This window comes from Nostocoides sp. HKS02, from assembly GCF_009707485.1.
GTDB lineage: Bacteria > Actinomycetota > Actinomycetes > Actinomycetales > Dermatophilaceae > Pedococcus.
This window is the reverse complement of the sequence record NZ_CP046121.1, coordinates 1,070,337-1,092,259: the sequence shown is the minus strand read 5'-3', so window position 1 is coordinate 1,092,259 and position 21,923 is coordinate 1,070,337. Positions and strand designations below refer to the sequence as shown.

Sequence of the window (21,923 nt, the reverse complement as noted above, 5' to 3'; positions counted from 1 at the left end):
TGGGCCTGCTCGAGGGCGCGGTCATCACCGGCGGCCCGGGCCTTCTCGACGTCCTCGCGCAGGGGAGGCGACCGAGGCCTCGAGCTGCACGACCATGCTCTGGGCGCGGGCCGCGACCTCGGGGTTGGTCTGCTGCCAGCGCTTGTCGTCGGCGTCCCGCACGGCCTGCTCGATCCGGCGCATGGCCTTCTCGACGCGTTCGACGTCGCCACGCGGCACCTTGCCGGCGGCATCCCACTTCTCCTGGATCGTCCGCAGGGCGGCCTTGGCGGCTTCGAGGTCGGTGACGGGCAGGATCGTCTGGGCGTCCTTGAGCAGGGACTCCTTGACGACGAGGTTGGCGCGGAACTCCTCGTCCTCCTGGGCAGCCACGGCGTCCTTGGCGGCGAAGAAGGCGTCCTGGGCGGCCTTGAACCGCTCCCACAGCGCGTCGTCGTCGGCTCGGGAGGCCCGGCCGGCTTGGCGCCACCGGTCCATGAGCCGCTTGAAGGCGCCCGCAGTCGGGCCCCAGTCGGTGCTGGTGGCCAGCGCCTCGGCCTCGGCGACGAGGTCCTGTTTGGCCGCCTTGGCATCGGCCTGGGTGCCCTCGAGCTGGGCGAAATGCACCCGGCGCGCCTTGTCGAAGGTGTTGCGCGCCGCCGAGAACCGCTGCCACAGCGCGCCCTCGACCTCGCGCTCGAGCCGTGGACCGTTGCGCTGCTGCTGCTTCCACTCATCGAGCAGGGTGCGCATCCGGGCGCCGCTGCTCTTCCACTGGATCTTGGCCTCGGGCTGACCGGCGATCTTCTCGGCCTCGGAGACGATCCGCTCGCGCTCGACGGTGGCCGTGGCACGAGCCGCGTGGCGCTCGGCCGTCTCGGACTCCTTGCGCGCGGCGACTGCGGCGTCGATCTCGGCGATCTTGGCCTCGAGGGCGGCCAGGTCGCCCACCACGTGGGCTTCGGCGCAGTGCTCACGCAGCTTCGCGAGTCCTTCGGCGCCGTCCTTGGCCGAGAGGTCGGTGGTGGTCACCCGCTGGTGCAGGAGGTCGGCCGACGCGTAGAGCTCGTCGTACTTGCGGGCGAAGTAGTGCAGCGCCTCCTGCGGGCTGGCGCCCGGGTAGGCGCCGACCTCGCGCTCGCCCTCGGGCGTGCGCACGAAGACGGTGCCGTCCTCGGCAACCCGCCCGAAGGTCTCGGCCGCCGGCCCTGAGGGCGCCGGGGGCGCCGCGGCGGGCTGCGGGTGGGCGACCTTGCGGACCGCCGCCGGGGTCGGGACGGGACGGGGCTTGGGGACCGGGCGCGGCGCGGGAGCGGCCGCCGGTGCAGGTTCGGCCGCCGGTGCAGGTTCGGCCGCCGATGCGGCGGCCTCGGGGCTCTCGGGCTCCCCGCTGGCGGGCTCGACACCCGCCTGCTCGACGACGGCGTCCGCCTCGACGGCGTCCGCCTCGACGGCGTCCGGCGGGGTGGTCTCGGCCGATACGTTCTGCTCAGTCACGGTCAGGCCTTCTTCTGGGTCACAGCAACCGACAGGATGCTGATGGGTGCGTTCGGGGCTCCGTCACCGGAGCCGCCGCTCGCACCTGCTGCGGCGATCTTCTCGACAATATCCATTCCGCCGGTCACCGTGCCGAAGATGGAGTAGCCCCCGCCTTCCGTCGGCAGGGTGGTGTTCTTGTACACGATGAAGAACTGGTCGGCGTTGCTGTGCGGATCGCTGGTGCGGGCCATGGCCAGGGTGCCCTTGGGGTAGACGCCGTTCTTCGGCGCGTTCTCGATGCCGTAGGAGTAGCCGGGCCCGGTGCCCTGCCCACCCAGGGGGTCGCCGCACTGGAGCACGAAGATTCCCGACGTCGTGACCCGGTGACAGGGCGAGCCCGCGTAGTAGCCGGACGTCGACAGAGCCACGAACGAGGCGACGGTCTGGGCCGCCTTGGTGCCGTCGAGGCGCAGCGTGATGGGCCCGCAGTTCGTCTTCACCACGGCGATGAAGGTCTTGCCCGCCGCGGTCGCCTTGGCGGGCAAGGCCTGGGTCTTGATCGTGGTGGGCCGGGCCGGGGGAGCCGTGCACCCGGCGACGGCGGTGGTGGTGGCCGAGGTCGTCGCCGCGGGCGTCGTGGCTGCGGCGGTGCTGCGGGCTGCCGCGGGTGGGGTGGTGCTACCCAGCTGCTTGGACAGGAAGACGAAACCGGCGACGACGATGAGCACGGCCACGACGACGATGGCGGCCTGACGGTTGCGGGCTGCCTCGCGCGCCCGCTGGGCGGCCTTCGCGTCGAGCTTCTCCTGACGGCGGCGAGCCTTCGCCCGCTCCTGTTCCCTGGTCACGCGCGCCAGTCTAGGCAGCCCCGGGCGATCGCTAGGCTGCGGGCCGTGCTCACCATCGCGTTTCCTGCCGCCGCCTTCGACACGAACTGCTACGTCCTCGCCCCGGCGGCGGGGGAGGAGTGCGTGGTCGTGGACCCCGGTATCGGCGTCGAGGAGACCCTCCGGGCCGTCCTGGCCGAGCACCGGCTCCGCCCCGCGGCCGTCCTGCTCACCCACGGCCACATCGACCACGTCTACTCGGTGACGCCGGTCTGCGGGGCCGACACGGCGGCATACATCCACGCGGAGGACCGCTACCGGCTGGTGGACCTGCTCGCGAACGCCAACCCCGGTCTGGTCGGGATGCTCGAGCAGCAGTTCGGCACCCGGGCCACCTGGACCGAGCCGAGCACGGTGGTCGAGATCAAGGACCGCGCGCGCCTCGACCTCGCGGGACTGTCGTTCGAGGCGTTGCATGCCCCGGGCCACACCGAGGGGTCGGTGATGTTCACGCTCGACACCGTGCCCGACGGCATCGGTGACCAGGTCGACGTCGACCGCACCGTGCTCAGTGGCGACGTGCTCTTCGCCGGCTCGATCGGCCGCACCGACCTGCCGGGCGGCGACCCGGCCGCGATGAACCGGTCGCTGCGCGAGGTCGTGCTGCCTTTGCCGGACACGACGCTGGTGCTGCCGGGGCACTACCAGGCGACGACGATGGACCGCGAGCGGGCGACGAACCCCTATTTGCAAGGATTGGGCGCGTGAAGATCACCCCGATCAGCGGTTTCCCCGAGTACCTCCCGGCCGAGCGGATCATCGAGCAGCACTTCCTCGACGTCATCCGGGAGACCTTCGAGCTCCACGGGTTCCCCTCGATCGAGACCCGAGCGGTGGAGCCCGTCGAACGGTTGCTCGGCAAGGGTGGCGACGCCGACAAGGAGATCTATGCCGTGTCGCGGCTGGCCGCCGAGGACGGTGGGGCCGACGCCGAGCTGGGCCTGCACTTCGACCTCACCGTGCCCTTCGCTCGCTACGTGCTCGAGAACGCCGGGCACCTCGCTTTCCCGTTTCGTCGCCACCAGATCCAGAAGGTCTGGCGCGGCGAACGTCCGCAGGAGGGGAGGTACCGCGAGTTCACCCAGGCCGACATCGACGTGGTCGACGTGGGCGAGCTCGCCCCGCACTTCGAGGCGGAGATGCCGCTGGTCATGGCCGAGGTGTTCCGCAAGCTGCCGATAGGCCCGATGGTCATCCAGGTCAACAACCGCAAGATCCCCGAGGGGTTCTACCTCGGGCTGGGGATCCAGGACGTCACCGGCACCCTGCGGATCGTCGACAAGCTCGACAAGATCGGCGCCGCGAAGGTCAAGGACGCGCTGGTCGACTCAGGCTGCAGCCCAGCGCAGGCCGACCAGTGCCTCGCCCTCGCCGCGATCCGCACCGAGGACCTGTCCTTCGTCGACCAGGTCCGCGCGCTCGGAGTCGAGCACCCCACCCTCGACGAGGGACTGGCGGCCCTGGGAGCGGTGATCCAGGCCGGTCTCGACAACGCCCCCGGTGCCATGGTCGCCGACCTCAAGATCGCGCGGGGCCTGGACTACTACACCGGCACGGTCTACGAGACGCAGCTGGTCGGGCACGAGGGCTGGGGCTCGTTCTGCTCCGGCGGGCGCTACGACTCGCTCGCCACCGATGGCAAGACCACCTATCCCGGGGTCGGCATCTCGATCGGGGTGTCGCGCCTGCTCGGGCTGCTCCTCGGCCAGGGCCTGCTCAAGGCGAGCCGCTCGACCCCTGCCTGCGTGCTGGTCGCGGTCAACGACGAGCCGACCCGGGCCAGCTCGACCCGCGTGGCCACGGCCCTGCGGGAGCGCGGCATACCGTGCGAGGTGGCACCCAAGCCCGCCAAGTTCGGCAAACAGATCCGGTATGCCGAGCGTCGGGGCATCCCGTACGTCTGGTTCCCGGGCGCGGGGGAGGACGGCGACCAGGTCAAGGACATCCGTTCCGGCGACCAGGTCGACGCCGATCCGGGTTCGTGGAGGCCGCCGGCCGACGACCTGCGCCCCCGGATCGTCCCGGCATAAGGTGGCTTCGACGAGGAGCGACCATGACTGAACAGACTGAGCAGCACGGCCGATGAGCGACCAGGCCACCGGATCGCCGGTGACATCGCGGCGCGCGAGCGGGATCCAGCTCCACGTGACCTCCTTGCCCGGCGGACGCCTCGGCCCCGCCGCGCGCGAGTTCGTCGACTGGCTGGCCGAGGCGGGCCAGTCGGTCTGGCAGGTCCTTCCGGTGTCGGTGCCGGACCAGCACGGCTCGCCCTACAAGTCGCCCTCCGCGTTCGCCGCGTCCGCCGCCCTGCTCGAGGACCCCGAGGCCGCGGTGTCCGACCAGGAGCTCGCCGAGTTCGCTGCCCGCGAGGCGTACTGGGTCGGGTCGTGGACTGCCTTCGGCGGCGATCTGGCCGACCAGGTCAGGTTCGACCGGGAGTGGTCCGCGCTTCGCGCCTATGCCGCCGAGCGCGGCGTCCGTCTCATGGGTGACGTGCCGATCTACGTCGCGCCCGAGGGTGCCGACGAGCAGGCCTGGCCGCAGTTCTTCCGCGGCGACGCCGTGGCCGGCGTCCCACCCGATGCGTATGCCGCCGACGGCCAGCTCTGGGGGAACCCGCTCTACCGCTGGGACGCGCTGCAGGCCGACGGCTACCGCTGGTGGACCGAACGCCTGCGGCGGACCTTCGAGCTGTTCGACCTCGTGCGCGTCGACCACTTCCGGGGGTTCTCCGCATACTGGGCCGTTCCGGCCGGCGCCGCGTCCGCCCTGTCCGGCGCGTGGGAGCCCGGTCCCGGGCGCGCCGTCTTCGACGCCGCGGCGGCCGATCTGGGGCACCTCGCGGTGGTCGCCGAGGACCTGGGCGACATCGACGAGCCGGTCAACGAGCTGCGCCGAGCACTGGGCTTCCCCGGGATGGCCGTCCTGCAGTTCGCGTTCGACCCCGGCTACGCCGTCAACACCCATGACCCCGAGCACCACGAGGCCAACCAGGTCGTCTACACCGGCACCCACGACAACGACACGGTCTGCGGGTGGTGGTGGACCCTCCCGGAACACCGTCGCGCCATGGCTCGCTCGGCCTGCGCCGAGCGAGGGGTCCGTGCGGACGTGGACGCCGAGCCGTCCTGGGCCATGATCGAGCTCGCCTGGGGCGCCCCCTGCGGCCTGGCCATGGCACAGGCGCAGGACGTCCTCTCCCTCGGCTCCGACGCCCGCATGAACGCACCCGGCACCGAGGGTGGTTGGCGTTGGCAGCTCGAGCCTGGTGCCCTGACGACGTCGCTGGCCCAGCGGCTGCGCGCGGTCACCGCCCACACGGGTCGCGCCTGAGCCGGACTCGGACCGCTCGGACCGCCGTTCGCAGCCGAGTCGAGTCACGCAGCGGGAGCCGGCGGCTGGAGTCCGCAGTCACGCAGCTCGAGCAGCGCGAGCGACCTGATCGTCGCCTCGTCCCCCGACGCCACGCCCCGGTCGGGTCGTCCGAGATGCCCGCGAGCTTGCGCATCGGCTGGGTGGCCATGGCGCGCAGCGCGAAGAGGTCCAGGTCGGCGGCCGAGTCGATGAACCGCTGGGCGGCGCTGGCCCGCCGCACGAAGCGTCCGCGGAGCACCAGCCAGACCAGGCCCACGATGAGGATCGGCACGAGCGCCGTGACCCAGCCGAGCAGGTTCGCGAGCTGGCTGACCGCATCCACCAGGGTGGTGCCTGCCCGCTCGATGCTGGTGCCCGCGCCGCTGGCCTGGCGGAACGGCGCTGCGATCTTGTCGCCGACCAGCGGCACGTCCTGGACGGACGCACCTGCGCTGGTCATCTGGCGACGGAAGCCGGAGCCGGCGTCCTGAAGCTGCCGTCCCGGGGCGGCCAGGGCCAGCGTCGAGTCGTGCACCATCCGGCCAGCCCATGCCCACACGCACGCCCAGGCCACCATCCCGAAGTCGGCGAGGATCTGTGCGGTACGACGGCCCGGCAGGTCTGCGTAGAGCTTCATGGCGCCTAGACTCCCACCCGTGCCACCCTCCAGCGCGGTCGATCGCGCGGTCCGCGGCTGGCTGAACCACCTCGAGGTCGAGCGTGGAGTCAGCGTCAACACGCTCACGTCCTACCGGCGGGACCTGAGCCGCTACGCGGCATACCTGGCCGCTCGGGGGGTCCGCGAGCCGGCCGAGGTGACCGAGGGCCACGTGAGCGACTTCCTCGCCACGCTGCGTGAGGGCACCCCGGACCACCCGCCCCTGGCGGCGTCCTCGGCGGCCCGCACCCTGGTCGCCGTGCGCGGGTTCCACCGGTTCCTGGCCCTCGAGGGCGAGGTCGACACCGACCCGGCCGGCGCGGTCAGCCCGCCGCGACCCCCGGCTCGCCTCCCCAAGGCGATCGGGATCGACGAGGTGGAACGCCTGCTCCACGCCGCGAGCGTCGGTGACACGCCGGCGTCCCTGCGGGACCGGGCGCTGCTCGAGGTGCTCTACGGCGCGGGAGCGCGGATCTCCGAGGCCGTCGGCCTCGACGTCGACGACATCGACACCGACGAGGGGGTCGTGCGGCTGTTCGGCAAGGGCAGCAAGGAGCGCCTGGTCCCGCTCGGGTCGTATGCCGCCGCTGCCCTGGGCGCCTACCTGGTGCGTGGGCGCCCGACGATGGCCGCGAAGGGCAAGGGGACCGCGGCGGTGTTCCTCAACCAGCGCGGGAGCCGGTTGTCCCGCCAGTCCGCCTGGTCGGTCATGCGGGCGGCGGCCGAACGGGCGAACCTCACCGGACACGTGTCACCCCACACGCTGCGCCACTCGTTCGCCACGCACCTGCTCGACGGCGGCGCCGACGTGCGGGTCGTGCAGGAGCTCTTGGGTCACGCCTCGGTCACCACGACCCAGATCTACACGCTGGTCACGGTCCAGCGGCTTCGCGAGGTGTACGCACAAAGCCATCCGCGGGCCCGCTGAGGTGCCCCGCTGATAAGGTCTTGCCGATCAGCGCGAGGCTGACCGACGAACGCAATCGCACCGGGAGTGAAACGCCTGTGGACCCTGAGGTGACCACGACGCAGTTCAAGCCGTCGCCCGAGACCTCCGCCCCTGAGTCCTCTGTCTCCGCGTCCTCCGAGCGACTGCCGGGCACCGAGGCAGTGGGAGCGGGCCAGCTCGGTCACACCGGCCGCCCACTGCCCGACTTCCCCGAGCCGCCGCCCCTCACCGGGCACGGGCCGGCGCGCATCATCGCCATGTGCAACCAGAAGGGCGGCGTCGGCAAGACGACGACCACCATCAACCTGGGTGCGGCGCTCGCCGAGGTCGGCCGACGGGTCCTGCTCGTCGACTTCGACCCGCAGGGGGCGCTGTCGGTCGGTCTCGGGGTGCGGGCCAATGAGCTCGACGTGACCATCTACAACCTGCTTGTCGAGCGCGGCCATGACGTGCGTGAGGTCATCCAGCAGACCTCGACCGAGAACCTCGACGTCATCCCGGCCAACATCGACCTGTCGGCCGCGGAGGTCCAGCTCGTCGGCGAGGTCGCCCGCGAACAGATCCTGGCCCGCGTGCTGCGGCCGGTCATGGACGACTACGACGTCATCATGATCGACTGCCAGCCCTCGCTGGGGCTGCTCACGGTCAACGCGCTCACCGCCGCCCACGGAGTCGTCATCCCGCTCGAGTGCGAGTTCTTCGCCATGCGTGGTGTGGCCCTGCTCGTCGAGACGATCGACAAGATCACCGACCGGCTCAACCCGCGGCTCCAGGTCGACGGCATCCTCGCGACGATGTACGACTCGCGCACGCTGCACAGCAAGGAGGTCGTGCGCAGCGTCGTCGACCACTTCGGCGAACAGGTCTTCCACACCGTCATCAGCCGCACCGTGAAGTTCCCCGACGCCACCTTGGCGGCCGAGCCCATCACCACGTACGCCTCGACGCATGGCGCGGCCGCGGCATACCGCCAGCTCGCCCGCGAGCTCATCGCCCGCGGCGGTGCGGCCTGACCGCGGTGGCCGATGAGGCCGTGACGGCCGAGCAGCCCCAGATCACGCCGGGAGGCGTCATCACCCGGCGTGGTGGGTCGACGCCGTTCGAGGTCCACCTCGCGGTCTTCTCCGGGCCGTTCGACCTGCTCCTCGGCCTGATCAGCAAGCACAAGCTCGACATCACGGAGATCGCGCTGGCCAGCGTGACCGACGAGTTCATCGCCCACATCAAGGCCGCGCAGGCGTCCGACACCGAGTGGGACCTGTCCCAGGCCTCGGAGTTCCTGCTCATCGCGGCGACCCTGCTCGACCTCAAGGCGTCGCGCCTGCTACCGCAGATGGGACCCCAGGACGAGGAGGACCTCGCCCTCATCGAGGCCCGCGACCTGCTGTTCGCCCGGCTTCTGCAGTACCGCGCGTTCAAGGACATCGCCTTCACCTTCGGCGAGCGGATGGCCACGGCGGGCCGGATGACGCCGCGCCAGGCCGGTCTCGAGCCCCAGTTCGCCGCGCTGCTGCCCGAGCTGGTCATGGGCATCACCCCGGACCAGCTCGCCATGATCGCGGCCCGCGCCATGACTCCCAAGGTCGCGCCGACGGTCGGCCTGGACCACCTGCACGCCCCCCAGGTGAGCGTGCGTGAGCAGGCCGGCATCATCGGGTCGCGGCTGCGCAGCGAGCGGGTGTGCTCGTTCCGCGCGCTGGTGGCCGATGCCGACTCGACGTTGGTGATCGTGGCGCGCTTCCTGGCCCTGCTCGAGCTGTTCCGCGAGGCGGCGATCACCTTCGAGCAGGCCGAGGCGCTGGGGGAGCTGACCGTGCGCTGGACCGGCACGAACGACGGCGAGATCGAGGTCAGCGACGAGTTCGACGAGTTTGACGTGGCCGACGGGGCCGACGGGGCCGACGAAGAGGAGACCCACACCGATGAGTGAGCCGGACACCGTCGTCGAGGAGCAGATCGCCTTCGACGTCAACGACTTCCCCGGTGGGGCGCGCAGCGTCATCGAGGCCGTCCTGATGGTGGTCGACGAGCCGATCAGCGAGCTGGCGCTCGCCTCGGCGCTCGAACTGCCCGTGGACGACGTGGTGGCTCACCTCCACGACCTCGAGCAGGAGTATGCCGCGCAGCAGCGTGGCTTCACGCTGCGGTCGGTGGCCGGTGGCTGGCGGATCTACAGCCGCTCCGACTACGCCCCCGTGGTGGAGAAGTTCCTCCTCGACGGCCAGCAGGCCAAGCTGACCCAGGCCTCGCTCGAGACCCTCGCGGTCATCGCCTACCGCCAGCCGATCTCACGCTCCCGGGTGAGCGCCGTGCGCGGCGTCAACGTCGATGGCGTGGTGCGGACGCTGCTCAACCGCGGGCTGATCGAGGAGCTGGGCGCCGACGGCGACGGCGGCGCCATCCTCTACGGCACGACGGACTACTTCCTCCAACGACTCGGGCTGGGCACGCTCGACGAGCTCCCTGCTCTGGCGCCCTACCTCCCCGAAGTCGACCTGCTCGACGAAATCGCAGAACAAGGACGCGGATGACACCCCCACGTAGTAGAAGCGGCACCAGCTCGGGCGGCGGTCGCCCCCAGCGCGCCGGCCGACCGCAGAGTCCGTCCGGCCGATCACAGAGTTCCGGGCGGGCCGAGCGGCCGGAGCGGCCCCAGCGGGGCAGCTCGGGCACGACCAAGGGCAGCCAGCCCACCCGGGTCCCGCGCGAGCGGGCGACCCCCGAGGTCGACGTGCACGACCCCGACGGCATCCGGCTGCAGAAGCTCCTCGCTGCGGCGGGGGTTGGGTCACGCCGGGTGTGCGAGAACCTCATCTCCGATGGTCGGGTCGAGGTCGACGGCCACGTCGTCACCGAGCTCGGGGTCCGGATCCGGGCCGACCAGATGGTCCACGTCGACGGCGTTCGGGTGCAGCTCGACGAGAGCCGCGTGTACTTCGCCTTCAACAAGCCCTTGAACGTCGTGACGACGATGAACGACGAGCTGGGTCGCATCAGCATCGGCGACTACGTCGGCGACCGCCACGAGCGGCTGTTCCACGTGGGGCGGCTCGACGCCGACACCGAGGGCCTGCTGATCCTCACCAACGACGGCGACCTGGCGCACCGGCTCCAGCATCCCCAGTACGGCGTGGCCAAGACTTACCTCGCCCAGATCCGTGGGCCGGTCCCGCGCGACATCGGCAAGCGCCTGCGTGAGGGCGTGGAGCTCGAGGACGGCCCCGCCTCGGTCGACTCGTTCCGGATCGTCGACTCCCAGCCGGGCAAGGCGCTCGTCGAGGTGATCCTCCACGAGGGGCGCAAGCACATCGTGCGCCGGCTGCTCGACGCGGTCGGACACCCGGTGTTGTCGTTGGTCCGCACCCAGGTCGGTCCCATTCACCTCGGCGAGACCAAGCCCGGCAAGATGCGCAAGCTGACCAAGGAAGAGGTCGGCAAGCTCTACTCGGCCGCTGGACTCTGAGCCCGCCCGGCCGAGCTCGTCGGTAGCCTTCGCGTCGTGACCTCGCGTGTGCGCATCATCGGGACAGGCCTGATCGGCACGAGCCTGGGCATCGCCCTGACCCGTGCCGGGTATGCCGTGACGCTCAGCGACCCGTCACCGACAGCGGTGGCGCTGGCGCGCGACCTCGGGGCCGGCACCCTGGCCGGTCCGCAGGACCCCGCGCCCGAGGTCGTCGTGGTCGCGGCCCCACCCGATGTCGCTGGCGCGGTGGTCGCTGAGGCTCTCGGCTCGTGGCCGGACGCGATCGTCACCGACGTCGCCTCGGTCAAGGTCGCCGTGCTCGAGGACGTCCGCTCCCGAGGCGCCGACCTCTCGCGGTATGCCGGCTCGCACCCGATGGCGGGGCGCGAGCGGTCCGGGGCGGTCGCCGCGAGGGGTGACCTCTTCGACGGCCGGGCCTGGGTCGTGGTGCCGCACGCGACCTCGTCCAGTGCTGCCGTCGAGGCCGTCCAGGAGCTCGCGCGGGCTGCTGGGGGCACCGTGTCCACGATGAGCCCGCAGGAGCACGACGCCGCGGTCGCGGTGGTGTCCCACGTGCCCCAGCTGGCCTCCTCGCTTGTGGCCAGCCGGCTCCGCGAGCTGACCGACCCCGCGGTGGCCCTCTCGGGGCAGGGCATCCGCGACGTGACCCGGGTGGCAGCGAGCGACCCGCAGCTGTGGACCCAGATCCTCGCCGGCAACGCCGCCGCCGTGCGCGAGGTGCTGGGCCACCTCCAGGCCGAGCTCGCTGAGGTCGTGGGCGCGCTGGACCTGCTCGCCGACGGTGACGGGGTCGGCGCCCGCGAGGTCCTGGCGCGGGTCGTCAGTCACGGCAACGCCGGCCACGCACGTATCCCGGGCAAGCACGGGGCTGCACCGACGGCATACAGCGTGGTCGTCGTGCTCGTGCCGGACCGCCCGGGTGAGCTGGCCCGCCTCCTGCACGACGTCGGCGATGCCGGGGTCAACCTCGAGGACCTCCACCTCGAACACGGCATGGGGCAGCCGTTCGGGCTGGCCGAGATCTCCGTGCTGCCGGCTGTCGCCGAGCGCCTGGGCGAGGAGCTCGCCGCTCGTGGCTGGCGGCTACACGGCTGACGCCCGCACCGCATAGGCTCGACGCCCATGAGCACGCACCTCGTCATCGCGGTCGACGGGCCCTCCGGGTCCGGCAAGTCCAGTGTGTCGCGGGCCGCGGCGCGCGCCCTGGGGGTCGGCTACCTCGACACCGGCGCGATGTACCGCGCCGTCACCTGGTGGTGCCTCGAGCAGGGAGTCGACCTCGCCGACCGGCAGGCCGTCGAGCAGGCCACCCGCGAGCTCCCCCTCGAGATGGGCACCGACCCTGCCCACCCCAGCGTGCTCGTGGGCGGCCGCGAGATCGAGCACGAGATCCGCACCACCCGGGTGAGTGAGGTCGTCTCGCAGGTCGCCACGAACACCGCGGTGCGCCCGATCCTGCAGCGGTTGCAGCGCGAGCTCATCGAGCAGATCGCGGGCAGCACGGGCGGGGTCGTGGCAGAGGGCCGCGACATCACGACGGTCGTCGCCCCCGACGCCGACGTGCGGGTGCTGCTGACCGCCAGTGTCGACGCGCGGCTGCGTCGCCGGTCGACCGAGCTGCACGGCGAGGCGGACCGTGCAGCGATGGAGGCCACGCGTGACCAGATCGTGCGCCGTGACGCCGACGACTCCACCGTCTCGCAGTTCACCCGGGCGGCTGACGGCGTGGTGCTGCTCGACACCTCCGACCTGGACTTCGCCGAGAGCGTCGAGGCGCTGCTGGCCGTGGTGCGGCGCACGGCCCCCGACAAGGTGCCTGCGTGAGCCGAGGTGCCCGGGTGAGCCGAGGTGCCCGGGTGAGCCGAGGTGCCCCGGTGAGCCCACCACCGACGCCGCAGTGGCGGGTGCGGGTCAACCTCGTGGTCGGGCGGTTCCTGTTCGGTGCGCTCTACCGGGTGAGCGTCGTCGGGCGGGATCGGGTGCCGCGCGAGGGTCCCGTGGTCTTCGTCGCCAACCACGTCGGCTTCCTCGACGGGCCGATGCTGCCAGCCCTCGCCCCTCGCCCGACCTGTGTGCTGGTCAAGCGCGAGCTGTTCCGTGGGCCGCTCGGGTGGTTCCTGCGGTTCATCGGGCACATCCCGGTGACCCGTGGCGCCGGCGACCGCGGGGCGCTCATGGCGGCCGTGGCGATCCTGCACGCCGGGGGAGCGGTGGGCATCTTCCCCGAGGGCACCCGCGGGCGCGGCGACGTCGCCTCGGTCCAGCAGGGTGCCGCGTGGCTGGCCCAGCAGGGACACGCCCGAATCGTGCCCGTGGCGTTCCTCGGGACCCGGGCCACCGGGGCCTCGACGGCGTCCCTGCCGCGGTTGCGCAGCCCGATGGTGGTCGAGTTCGGCGAGCCCGTCGAGCTGGTCGCCGAGCTGGTCGCCGAGCCCGGTCTCACGGGTCGCCAACGGCTCGTCGCCGGGACGGCCCAGGTGCGGGAGTGCCTCGCCGAGCATGTCCGGGAATCCCAGGAGCGGCACGCGATGTTCCTCCCCGAGGACGACGGTTGGACCGCTGCCGAACCCCGCACCTGAGGCTGCTGTCCTGAGCCGGCGCCAAAGTGCGAGACAATGGTCGGCGGCCACGCGGCATACCCCGTCGCACAGCGGCCCCCCACGATCAACGCAAGGAAACCCCGTGAGTGAGCACCTGACCGACGACTCGACTGTCGAGCGCGCCCTGCGCGTTGGGCTGGAGGAGTTCGACCTCAGCGAGGAGGACCGTTCGCTCCTCGACGGCGAGCTCGACGAGAACGGGTATGCCGTCACCGAAGGCCCGCTGCCCGTGGTCGCCGTCGTCGGGCGCCCCAACGTCGGCAAGTCGACCCTGGTCAACCGGATTCTCGGGCGCCGGGAGGCGGTCGTCGAGGACGTGCCGGGCGTGACCCGTGACCGTGTCGCCTACGACGCCGAGTGGACCGGGCGACGGTTCACGCTCGTCGACACGGGCGGCTGGGAGATCGACGCGACGGGCATCCACCTGCGCGTGGCGGAGCAGGCCGAGGTTGCCGTCGACCTCGCCGATGTCGTGATGTTCGTGGTGGACGCCACGGTGGGTGCCACGGACGACGACGAGGCCGTGGTGAAGCTCCTGCGACGCGCAGGCAAGCCGGTGGTGCTCGTCGCCAACAAGGTCGACGACCAGCGCACCGAGGCCGATGCCTCTGCCCTGTGGAACCTCGGGCTGGGCCAGCCCTGGCCGGTCTCGGCGCTGCACGGGCGGGGCAGTGGCGACGTGCTCGACGCCGTCCTCGACGTGCTCCCGGACGTGTCGGCCAAGGACGCCTACCAGCGCGGTGGCCCGCGACGGGTCGCCCTCATCGGCCGCCCCAACGTCGGCAAGTCCTCGCTGCTCAACAAGCTCGCCGGCGAGGACCGCGTCGTGGTCGACAACGTCGCCGGCACCACCCGCGACCCGGTCGACGAGTTCATCGAGCTCGGCGGCAAGACGTGGCGGTTCGTCGACACGGCCGGCATCCGGCGCCGGGTCCACCAGACCCGCGGGGCCGACTTCTACGCGTCGCTGCGCACCCAGACCGCCCTGGAGAAGGCCGAGGTCGCCGTCGTGCTGATCGACGCCGAGCAGCAGATCGCCGAGCAGGACATCCGGGTCGTGCAGCAGGCCATCGACGCGGGGCGCGCCCTCGTCGTCGCGTACAACAAGTGGGACCTGCTCGACGAGGAGCGCCGGTACTACCTCGAGCGCGAGATCGAGCGCGAGCTCGTGCAGATCCCGTGGGCTCCGCGGGTGAACATCTCCGCACGCACCGGTCGGTCGGTCGACAAGCTCGTGCCCGCCCTCGAGAAGGCGCTCGAGTCCTGGGACTTCCGTGTGCCGACCGGGCGCCTCAACGCGTTCTTCGGCGAGATCGTGGCCGCGCACCCGCACCCGATCCGGGGTGGCAAGCAGCCGCGCATCCTGTTCGCGACCCAGGCTTCGACCCGCCCGCCGCGGTTCGTGATCTTCGCCTCGGGGTTCATTGAGGCCGGTTACCGCCGGTTCCTCGAGCGACGACTGCGCGAGGAGTTCGGCTTCGAGGGCACGCCGATCGAGGTCTCGGTGCGGGTCCGCGAGAAGCGCCGCCGCAAGTAGCGCCGGGGCACACGGCATACCGATTTCGAGGCGGGGTATGCCGTGCGCTAAGGTTTCGTTCGCTCCTGCGGGCCCGATGTGGTCGGTTTCGCGTGGGCAAGCCACGGGCTGTGGCGCAGCTTGGTAGCGCACTTGACTGGGGGTCAAGGGGTCGCAGGTTCAAATCCTGTCAGCCCGACGAACGGGGTCCGATTTGTCCACACACTTCGGGCCCCGTTTTCTTCAGGGCCACGGCTACGGAAGCCCGGTGACGCCTTCCCGGGCCGCCAGGAGCTGTTCGCGCAGGATGTCCGCGTGGCCGCAGTGCTGGGCGAGCTCGCGGAGCACGTGGAGATACACCCATCGCATCGGGAGCGGTCCCCGGCGATTCCCGTGGACGAGGTCGTCAAGACCCAGTGGCGCCGACGCCGTCCGGGACGCCCGGCAGGTGTCCCTGTAGGTGTCGCGCACGGAGTCGATGGTGTCCTGAGGTTCCACGGTGAACGACGCGTCGGGATCGTCGGGACAGCCGATCTCAGCGCGACTGCGACCGGTGATGGCCTCGTTGAACCACACGAGCTCCACAAAGCTGGCGTGTTTGACCAGGCCGAGGAGGGTGGTCTTGGACGGCACCAGCTGCCGGCGTGCTTCTTCCTCCGTGATGCCGTCCAGGCTCTCGCATAGCGCTTCGCGGTGGTCGTCGAGGAACGACTCGAGCTGGACCCGGAGGGGCGCGGCAAGGATCGCTGGATCGTGACTTGAGATCGCTGACACGGCGTTGAGGCTACACAGCGCCAGCGCGACCATCGGTGTCACGCTCTCACTGCGTGGCGTGCTGAACTCGCGGCAGCGGCAGATGCCTGCGTGCCTTCTGGTCAGTCGTCGAAGACCGACCAGCAGATCGAGCTCCGCCGAGCCTGGTCCGCCAGGACGAGTGGGCGAATCGGCTCGTGCAGCTGGTCGCGCTGCCAGTCACGCTCGACGCGTCCGGCCCCGGGGTCGTCAGGGTGCGCAGCCATCGCGGCCTTGATCGCGTAGGCAGCCGCGCCGAGATCGTGCTCGGCCACGTGGCCGACGCACGCAGCCTGACCGGCGGCGTATGCCGCATGCCGCGCCGCCCCGCGGAGCGATCGCGCCGCTCCCATCGCGTGTCCACCGGTGGCCCGAGCGTTCATCATCGTCAGGTCGCCACGCGCCCAGGCGCGGGCCGCCTCGATCGCGTCCCTCGGCCGAGGGTCCGAAGGCTGCTCGTCCTCGAAGAAGTGCAGGACGTGCTCCGCGCACAGGGCAGCCCAGAGGGCGAGGAGTCGATGATCCGTGTCGGTGAGGGACCCGCCGCGGCGGATCGTGAGCATGCGCGGGTCACGGACCTCGGGGAGGATCATGCCTCCAGCGTGCCCGGCTCGAGGGACAAACACATCTGGCGGCACACCGAAGCTCGGAAGACGTTGTCTGCGCCAGCCCGGGGTGCGACCATCAGCCATGGAAACGCTGGGGGGCGCGGAGCTTCGTGTCACGGCTCGCCGGGAGGTACCGAGCCGAATCCGGTGGGTGGCAACCCACAGTGCAGGATTGGGCCTTCTGCTGGTACTGGCCGTCTGGCTCGGGATCTCCTTGTGGGCCGCTCCGGTTCGGGCTGACGGAGCATCGCTGAAGTCCGCCGCCGACGATGGGCAGATCGTTGACCTCGACCGCCTTGGCTCGCCTCCGCCGCCGTTGAGCCAAGAGCCGCTCTTCGCGCTCAGCCACGCCAGGTCGACAGACAACACGGGTTCCGTCCTGGAGTGGACTACTCACAACGGTCACCGGTACTACACCGATGCGACCACCTTGACTGGACCGTTTCCGAACCACGGTGGCACGACCAGCCCGCTAGTTGGCGGCGACGGGTCGAACCCCTCACCGGTCGACCGGGTGACCGCCTATGTGCTCGAGAGGACTCGGTTCCACGGCGGCATCGCCTGGGCCGGGCTCGCGCAGCTCGCGCTGGTGGTGTTCGCCGTCGGGGCGATTCGCGGAGGCGTTCCCCGGCACGGAACCCGCTGGTTCTGGTTCTGGGTGATCAGCCTGCCACTCGGTGCCGGGGTGCTCTGGTTCGCGCTCAGCAAACGACTGCGCGACCGAGAGCCGGCCCGGCCGCGCTGGACCGGTGGTCAGGGCTTCGCCATCAGCGTGGTCGGCGGCGGCTTGATTCAGCTCGGCGTCGCGGCGGGACAAGTCCTCTTCACCCGCTTGTGACCCGGTCCCTGCGCGGTCGCCCCAGGGGGGCTGACGACGTCGGCCGCGCCGATGAGGATGGGTCAGTCCAGCGTCTCGACGAGCATGCGGTAGGTCTGCTCGACCTCGCCCGCGGTGCTGTTGACGACCACAGCATCTGGCCGTTCGAGGAGTAGACGTTCGAGCGCCGCGTGGTTGTGTGCAAGGATCGCGTCACCCCCTTGGGCGGCCACGATGGTGCGCACGTGGTCGTGCCAAGGCTCCTCGGGCTCGGCCAGCCCGCGGAGGTGGAACCGTGCGACCGACGCAGTCGCTGTGTCCATGAGCACGCGCTCGACGAACTGTGCCCCTGCGTTCGTTGCGGCTTGCTCAAACCGGGCGAGCTCGGCGGGGTCGATCAGCATCTGCGGGAAGACGACATCGTTGCCGCTGCGCAGGTATGCCTCGATCATGGCCAAGGCCGCAGGTCGGATGAGGGCGCCGGCACGGTCGAACTCACCCTGCCATCCACCGACCAGTGTTCTGAGGACGTCCACATCCGCGTTGAGCACTCCGGGGTGCGCGTCCACGAACCGCCTTGCCAGAGTGGACTTACCGATCCCGGGGGGTCCGTTGAGGTGGATGAGCCGGCTCATGACGATCGACCCTAGCGAGATCGAGCGGCACGACGGTGAGGGGCCGTGTCCGAGGCCACCCCGGCGTGGGCCGGGGTGGCCTTCGGACCGAGACACGTCAGGGAACGACCAGGACGTCTCCCACCATGCCCATGCCGTCATGGATGGCGCAGATGTAGTGGAACAGGCCTGCCTTGGTGAAGGTGACGTCGAAGGGGACTCCCGGGGTGAGGAACCCGCTGTTGAGGTCGCCACCGGCATAGTGGGTCGGGTCGCCCGACGGCGCCAGGATGGCGAGCCCGGGGGGCTCCTGACCGAACGTCACCGTGTGCGGTGCGCCGGGCTCGGCGAGGAACGACACGGTGGCACCCAGGTGCACCACGGTGTGGTCACGCACGAAGCGCGACACCCCGAAGCCCTCGCCGTCGATCCCGACCAGCACGGACGAGCCGGTCGTGGCGTGGGACTGCCTGGCCATGCGCCAGGCGTCGCGTCCGTTGGCGAGATCGGCCTGGGCTTCGTGCGTGCCCACCCGGTCGTAGTCCTGCTGGGTGTAGGGGTAGGCGGTGCCGGCCGGCCGGACGTGCACCGTGCCGGTCATCATCGTGCCGTGCAGGAGGCAGTAGTACGTGAAGTCGCCGACCGAGGCGAAGGTCAGGTGGTAGCTGCTCGCCGGGTTCGTGAAGACGAAGATCGGTTGCGTGGCAACGATTCCGGAGTTCGTGTACGCGGTGCCGTCGTAGACCGAGGAGCCCTGAGCAGCCGTCTGGGACGGGTCGAAGGGGTTGAAGTCGGGCAGCGCCGTCCCCGGTGCCAGGAAGGTCACGGTGTGCGGTTCCGCACTGTTGGCCGTCCAGTGGACGGTGTCGCCCACGTTGACCCAGACGTTCTCGGGCAGGAATGACATCGCAGCGACGGCCATGTCGGGCGTCTCGGCGCCCACACGCACGTGCCAGGTGGCCGGTGGGGCGGGGGCCGCGGATGCCGTCGATCCCAGCGCGGCTGGAACGATGAGTGCAGTGACGGAGATGGCGGCAAGAACGAGCCGCCGCAGCAATGACTTCCCTGGCATGGATGCTCCTTGGTGCGGACGTGCAGACCCACGGTCGCGGTCGCGGCCGGGTCGGACGACCCGTGCGCCTCAGCCCCGGGCCGTCCAACCCCAGAGTGGGCGACGCACCCAGAGGGTGGCTCATCCCTAAGGGTGACTTCTCGAACCCGCGAAACGGACGAGGAACTGGCCCGACCGGGGTCGCGGTCAGCGACGCCGGTGTCGTGCGGCCCGGCTCTCGACCGGCGGTGGCGGCACCACCGACTGTGCCGCTTCGACCGTCCCGGCCTTCCGGATCGAGCTCACGACGAGGACCGCCAGCGCCGTCGTGGCCGGCACGCTGAGCACGAGCCCGACGCCACCAGCCATGGTGCGCACCAGCTCCTCACCGATGTCCAGGCTCGTCAAGGTGCGCAGCAGCGGCTGGTCGTAGATCGAGATCAGCAGGAGCACGGGCAACGCCGCACCGGCATACGCGAACACCACGGTGTAGACGGTGGAGGCGATGTGGTCGCGGCCGATCCGCATCGCCTGGGTGTAGAGCTGTCGTGCGCTGGTCTCCGGGGCGATCTCCCACAGCTCCCAGACGGCAGCGCTCTGGGTGATCGTCACGTCGTTGAGGATGCCGAGCCCGGCCAGGATGATGCCGCACGTCAGCAGGTTGCTGAGGTCGAGCTGTTGGGCGACCTGCTGCAGGGCGGAGTTGTCGTCACTGCTGACCCCGGTCAGGTGCGCCGCCGCGACCGACGCCGAACCGAGTCCGGCGATGATGAGCACTCCGGCCATGGTCCCGAGCAGCGCCGTCGTCGTGCGGGCGGACACCCCATGGGCGAGGTAGAGCACCATCACCATGATCGCGCCGGACGTCGCCAGCCCGAGGGCCACGGGGCTGTGCCCCTCGAGCAGTGCCGGGAGCAGGAACTTCCCGACGACGAGGAACGCCAGCCCGAGACCGATGAGCGCTCGGATGCCGCGCCAGCGCGCCACCCCGGCGACCACCACGCAGAACAGGATCGCCAGGAGCACCAACGGCTTGCCGCGCGCGATGTCGTAGTAGGAGTACGGCGAGCCGCTCTGGTCGGCGACCTTCATGATGACGACCCCGGTGCCGACGCCGGCCCGCACGACCTCCGGCGGCACGCCCACCGTGATCATCGTGCTGTTGTCCAGCCGCACGAAAGCCTGACCGCACTGCGCATTCGGCGCCGCGCCCTGCGTCTTCGACCGCGGCGTCGCCACGCCCATCTGGGAGCAGTCGAGCGGCGTGAGGCCACCGACGACCCCGTTGAGGTACTGCACGCCGGCCGACGACGACCCCGGCACCGTCGGGCGCCCCTGGCCCGTCGGGCGCAGCACCCACATGCCCGCCAGCGACGCGGCGGCGATGAGGGAGCACGAGCCCGGTCAGGACCCAGGTCACCCGACGCGGCAGGCGAGGGGCCGGACCGTTGCGCGGAGCGCCGTGCGCATGGACATGACTGTGTGACGCACCCATCGCCGACCCGTCACCGCCGTCCGGGACGTGGCCGGTCCTCGGCGGGACCGACGTGGGCCACGATCCACTCGGCCAACGGACGGATCGCGGACCACTCCTCGCGGACGTGGTCGAGGGCCGCAGCCGACGACAGCCAGCCGGGTGACCCCAGGCGCTTGAGGGCCATCAGCTCCTTGCGGCGCAGGAGGTCAAGCCGAGGATGGTCGGGGTCGACGCCCTTGGGGCGGGTGTTGAGGCTGGCGCCCTCCAGGGCGTATCCCGACTCCACGAGACGGCCGCTGATCCTGGCGAGCTCGCTGCCGGACGGGTCGGCATCGATCGCGGCGCGGAACCGGTCGGTCTGGGCGGGGGAGTGGGTGTGGAAGCCGCCGCCGACCATCAGCCCGTCGGCGTCCAGCTGGACGTAGTAGCCGATCCCGGGAACAGGCCCGGCGATGGCACCCTGGTGCGTCTTGTACGGCGACTTGTCGGCGCTGAAGCGGATGTCACGGTTGGGCCGGAACACCGTCGCCGCTCCGAACTCGTCCTCGAGCGCGTCGACGAGCGAGCGCATCGGGTCGCGCACCGAGCGTTCCCACTCCGCCTTGTGCTCTGCCCAGAAGTCCTTGGTGTTGTTGTGCTGCAGCTCGTCGTAGAAACGCACGCTCCACGCCGGAAACCCGGTGAACCCCGCATCGTCGGCCATGCCCACCACTGTGGCACGCGGCATACCTCGGGGTGCAAGGGCCCTTCTAGATCACAGCGGCGATCCGGGTGATGGCCTCGCGCACGATCTGCGGCGACGTCCCGAAGTTGAGCCGGGCGTGTCCCTCACCGCCCGTGCCGAAGCCCGGACCGGGGTGCAGCGCCACCCGCGCGCGCTCCCGCAGTACCGCCGCAGGGTCCTCGCCCAGGTCCAGCGCGCTGAAGTCGAGCCACGCCAGGAAGGTGCCCTCGGGGATGCGGTAGCCGACTCCCGGCAGCTGGTCACGGACCAGCTCGGCGAGGAGCCTGCGGTTCTCGTCCAGCCCGACGAGGAGGGCGTCGAGCCACGGCCCGCCGTCGAGGTAGGCCGCGCGGTGCGCGACGACCCCCAGGTGGCTGGCGCCGTGCGACACCTCCTCGGGCATGCGCGCGAGGTCCGCGACCGCGTCAGGCCCGGCGATGGCCATGGCGGCCTTGAGCCCCGCGAGGTTGAACGCCTTCGACGCCGACATGAGCGAGATGGCGCGCGACCCCGCCTCGAGCGACGCCACCGGCGTGAACTGCGCGCCGTCGGGCACGACCGGCGCGTGGATCTCGTCCGCCACCACCCGCACGCCGAGCTGGTCGGCCAGGGCGAGCGCCGTGGTCAGCTCGGCGGGCGTGTGCACCGCGCCCGTGGGGTTCTGGGGGTTGCAGAGCAGGTATGCCGCGCGGCCGCCGTCGCGCGTCGCCTCGCCGAGAGCCGGCTCCAAGGTCGCGGGGTCGAGGCGACCGAGGGGGGGAGAGCGGTGCCTCGACCACCCGTCGGCCGAGGTGGCCCACGAAGTCGTAGAAGGGCGGGTAGACAGGGGAGTTGACCACGACGACGTCGCCCGGGTCGGTGAGCAGCTTGAGCACCTCGACCACACCGAGCATCACATCGGGCACGATCGCCATGGCAGCCGGATCGGGTC

The 21,923-nt window shown here is 71.1% G+C and carries 23 protein-coding genes and 1 tRNA gene; 14 read left to right on the top strand and 10 right to left on the bottom strand.

The features are described from left to right. Window positions 1-24: 24 nt before the first annotated feature. Together GKE56_RS05150 and GKE56_RS05145 are read right to left on the bottom strand one after the other, a co-directional pair. Window positions 25-1,476: a DUF349 domain-containing protein gene (locus GKE56_RS05150; RefSeq protein WP_230209197.1), complete on the bottom strand. Its 1,452-nt coding sequence runs from the start codon at window positions 1,474-1,476 to the stop codon at window positions 25-27. Window positions 1,477-1,478: 2 nt separating this feature from the next. After that, window positions 1,479-2,306 carry a peptidylprolyl isomerase gene (locus GKE56_RS05145; RefSeq protein ID WP_154683623.1) on the bottom strand — a complete coding sequence of 276 codons (828 nt, stop codon included), beginning with the start codon at window positions 2,304-2,306 and terminating at the stop codon, window positions 1,479-1,481. 45 nt (window positions 2,307-2,351) lie between these two features. On the opposite strand from GKE56_RS05145, the gene GKE56_RS05140 reads away from it, so the two are divergent. From GKE56_RS05140 to GKE56_RS05130, 3 genes are read left to right on the top strand one after another with little or no spacing between them, the layout of a single operon-like run. Continuing rightward, entirely contained in the window at window positions 2,352-3,053 is a 702-nt protein-coding gene (locus GKE56_RS05140; RefSeq protein ID WP_154683622.1) for an MBL fold metallo-hydrolase, read from the top strand. Continuing rightward, on the top strand, window positions 3,050-4,375 hold the full coding sequence (gene hisS / locus GKE56_RS05135; protein ID WP_154683621.1) for a histidine--tRNA ligase: 1,326 nt from the start codon (window positions 3,050-3,052) through the stop codon (window positions 4,373-4,375). The genes GKE56_RS05140 and hisS overlap by 4 nt, the downstream gene beginning before the upstream one ends. Window positions 4,376-4,427: 52 nt before the next feature. After that, window positions 4,428-5,678, top strand: a complete 1,251-nt coding sequence (locus tag GKE56_RS05130) for a 4-alpha-glucanotransferase (protein ID WP_230209196.1) — start codon at window positions 4,428-4,430, stop codon at window positions 5,676-5,678. On the opposite strand, the gene GKE56_RS05125 is transcribed toward GKE56_RS05130, so the two are convergent. After that, window positions 5,653-6,336, bottom strand: a complete 684-nt coding sequence (locus GKE56_RS05125; protein ID WP_230209195.1) for a hypothetical protein — start codon at window positions 6,334-6,336, stop codon at window positions 5,653-5,655. The genes GKE56_RS05130 and GKE56_RS05125 overlap by 26 nt on opposite strands. Between GKE56_RS05125 and xerD the strand changes: the two genes are divergently transcribed. The 10 genes from xerD (at window position 6,335) to GKE56_RS05075 (ending at window position 15,108) form a co-directional block, all read left to right on the top strand. After that, window positions 6,335-7,285, top strand: a complete 951-nt coding sequence (xerD, locus tag GKE56_RS05120; protein WP_154683620.1) for a site-specific tyrosine recombinase XerD — start codon at window positions 6,335-6,337, stop codon at window positions 7,283-7,285. The genes GKE56_RS05125 and xerD overlap by 2 nt on opposite strands. 20 nt (window positions 7,286-7,305) lie before the next feature. Next, entirely contained in the window at window positions 7,306-8,319 is a 1,014-nt protein-coding gene (locus tag GKE56_RS05115; RefSeq protein WP_370518460.1) for a ParA family protein, read from the top strand. Next, window positions 8,316-9,236, top strand: a complete 921-nt coding sequence (locus GKE56_RS05110) for a ScpA family protein (protein ID WP_154685633.1) — start codon at window positions 8,316-8,318, stop codon at window positions 9,234-9,236. The genes GKE56_RS05115 and GKE56_RS05110 overlap by 4 nt, the downstream gene beginning before the upstream one ends. Beyond that, window positions 9,229-9,837, top strand: coding sequence for an SMC-Scp complex subunit ScpB (scpB, locus tag GKE56_RS05105; RefSeq protein ID WP_154683619.1), 609 nt, complete (start codon window positions 9,229-9,231; stop codon window positions 9,835-9,837). The genes GKE56_RS05110 and scpB overlap by 8 nt, the downstream gene beginning before the upstream one ends. Then, a complete protein-coding gene (locus GKE56_RS05100) occupies window positions 9,834-10,769 on the top strand; it encodes a pseudouridine synthase (RefSeq protein WP_154683618.1) in 936 nt (311 codons plus the stop codon). Before scpB ends, GKE56_RS05100 begins: the two co-directional genes overlap by 4 nt. Before the next feature lie 36 nt (window positions 10,770-10,805). Next, complete coding sequence (locus GKE56_RS05095; protein ID WP_154683617.1) at window positions 10,806-11,888, top strand: prephenate dehydrogenase; 1,083 nt, start codon at window positions 10,806-10,808, stop codon at window positions 11,886-11,888. Between the two features lie 27 nt (window positions 11,889-11,915). Beyond that, window positions 11,916-12,617 (top strand): (d)CMP kinase, encoded by a 702-nt coding sequence (gene cmk / locus GKE56_RS05090; RefSeq protein WP_154683616.1) that lies wholly within the window; start codon window positions 11,916-11,918, stop codon window positions 12,615-12,617. Window positions 12,618-12,667: 50 nt separating this feature from the next. After that, window positions 12,668-13,372, top strand: a complete 705-nt coding sequence (locus GKE56_RS05085; protein ID WP_154683615.1) for a 1-acyl-sn-glycerol-3-phosphate acyltransferase — start codon at window positions 12,668-12,670, stop codon at window positions 13,370-13,372. A 103-nt stretch (window positions 13,373-13,475) separates the two neighbouring features. Next, window positions 13,476-14,930 (top strand): ribosome biogenesis GTPase Der, encoded by a 1,455-nt coding sequence (der, locus tag GKE56_RS05080; protein ID WP_154683614.1) that lies wholly within the window; start codon window positions 13,476-13,478, stop codon window positions 14,928-14,930. Window positions 14,931-15,034: 104 nt separating this feature from the next. Then, window positions 15,035-15,108: transfer RNA gene (locus GKE56_RS05075), tRNA-Pro, on the top strand. 56 nt (window positions 15,109-15,164) lie between these two features. Here GKE56_RS05075 and GKE56_RS05070 read toward each other — a convergent pair. Both GKE56_RS05070 and GKE56_RS05065 read right to left on the bottom strand, forming a co-directional pair. Further along, window positions 15,165-15,716 carry a DinB family protein gene (locus tag GKE56_RS05070; RefSeq protein WP_154683613.1) on the bottom strand — a complete coding sequence of 184 codons (552 nt, stop codon included), beginning with the start codon at window positions 15,714-15,716 and terminating at the stop codon, window positions 15,165-15,167. A 68-nt stretch (window positions 15,717-15,784) separates the two neighbouring features. After that, window positions 15,785-16,294 carry a putative immunity protein gene (locus GKE56_RS05065; RefSeq protein ID WP_154683612.1) on the bottom strand — a complete coding sequence of 170 codons (510 nt, stop codon included), beginning with the start codon at window positions 16,292-16,294 and terminating at the stop codon, window positions 15,785-15,787. A gap of 529 nt (window positions 16,295-16,823) precedes the next feature. On the opposite strand from GKE56_RS05065, the gene GKE56_RS05060 reads away from it, so the two are divergent. Beyond that, window positions 16,824-17,147: a hypothetical protein gene (locus GKE56_RS05060; RefSeq protein ID WP_154683611.1), complete on the top strand. Its 324-nt coding sequence runs from the start codon at window positions 16,824-16,826 to the stop codon at window positions 17,145-17,147. A 62-nt stretch (window positions 17,148-17,209) separates the two neighbouring features. Here the strand turns inward: GKE56_RS05060 and GKE56_RS05055 are convergent, their stop codons facing one another. The 5 genes from GKE56_RS05055 to GKE56_RS18145 all read right to left on the bottom strand — a co-directional run bounded on the left by GKE56_RS05055 (window position 17,210) and on the right by GKE56_RS18145 (window position 21,722). Continuing rightward, window positions 17,210-17,761, bottom strand: a complete 552-nt coding sequence (locus tag GKE56_RS05055; RefSeq protein ID WP_154683610.1) for an AAA family ATPase — start codon at window positions 17,759-17,761, stop codon at window positions 17,210-17,212. A 97-nt stretch (window positions 17,762-17,858) separates the two neighbouring features. Beyond that, window positions 17,859-18,812, bottom strand: coding sequence for a plastocyanin/azurin family copper-binding protein (locus tag GKE56_RS05050; protein ID WP_154683609.1), 954 nt, complete (start codon window positions 18,810-18,812; stop codon window positions 17,859-17,861). 186 nt (window positions 18,813-18,998) lie between these two features. After that, on the bottom strand, window positions 18,999-20,153 hold the full coding sequence (locus GKE56_RS05045) for a YibE/F family protein (RefSeq protein WP_154683608.1): 1,155 nt from the start codon (window positions 20,151-20,153) through the stop codon (window positions 18,999-19,001). A gap of 143 nt (window positions 20,154-20,296) precedes the next feature. Then, window positions 20,297-20,971, bottom strand: a complete 675-nt coding sequence (locus tag GKE56_RS05040; RefSeq protein ID WP_154683607.1) for a DUF2461 domain-containing protein — start codon at window positions 20,969-20,971, stop codon at window positions 20,297-20,299. 46 nt (window positions 20,972-21,017) lie between these two features. After that, a complete protein-coding gene (locus GKE56_RS18145; RefSeq protein WP_370518459.1) occupies window positions 21,018-21,722 on the bottom strand; it encodes an aminotransferase class I/II-fold pyridoxal phosphate-dependent enzyme in 705 nt (234 codons plus the stop codon). Window positions 21,723-21,923: the final 201 nt, after the last annotated feature.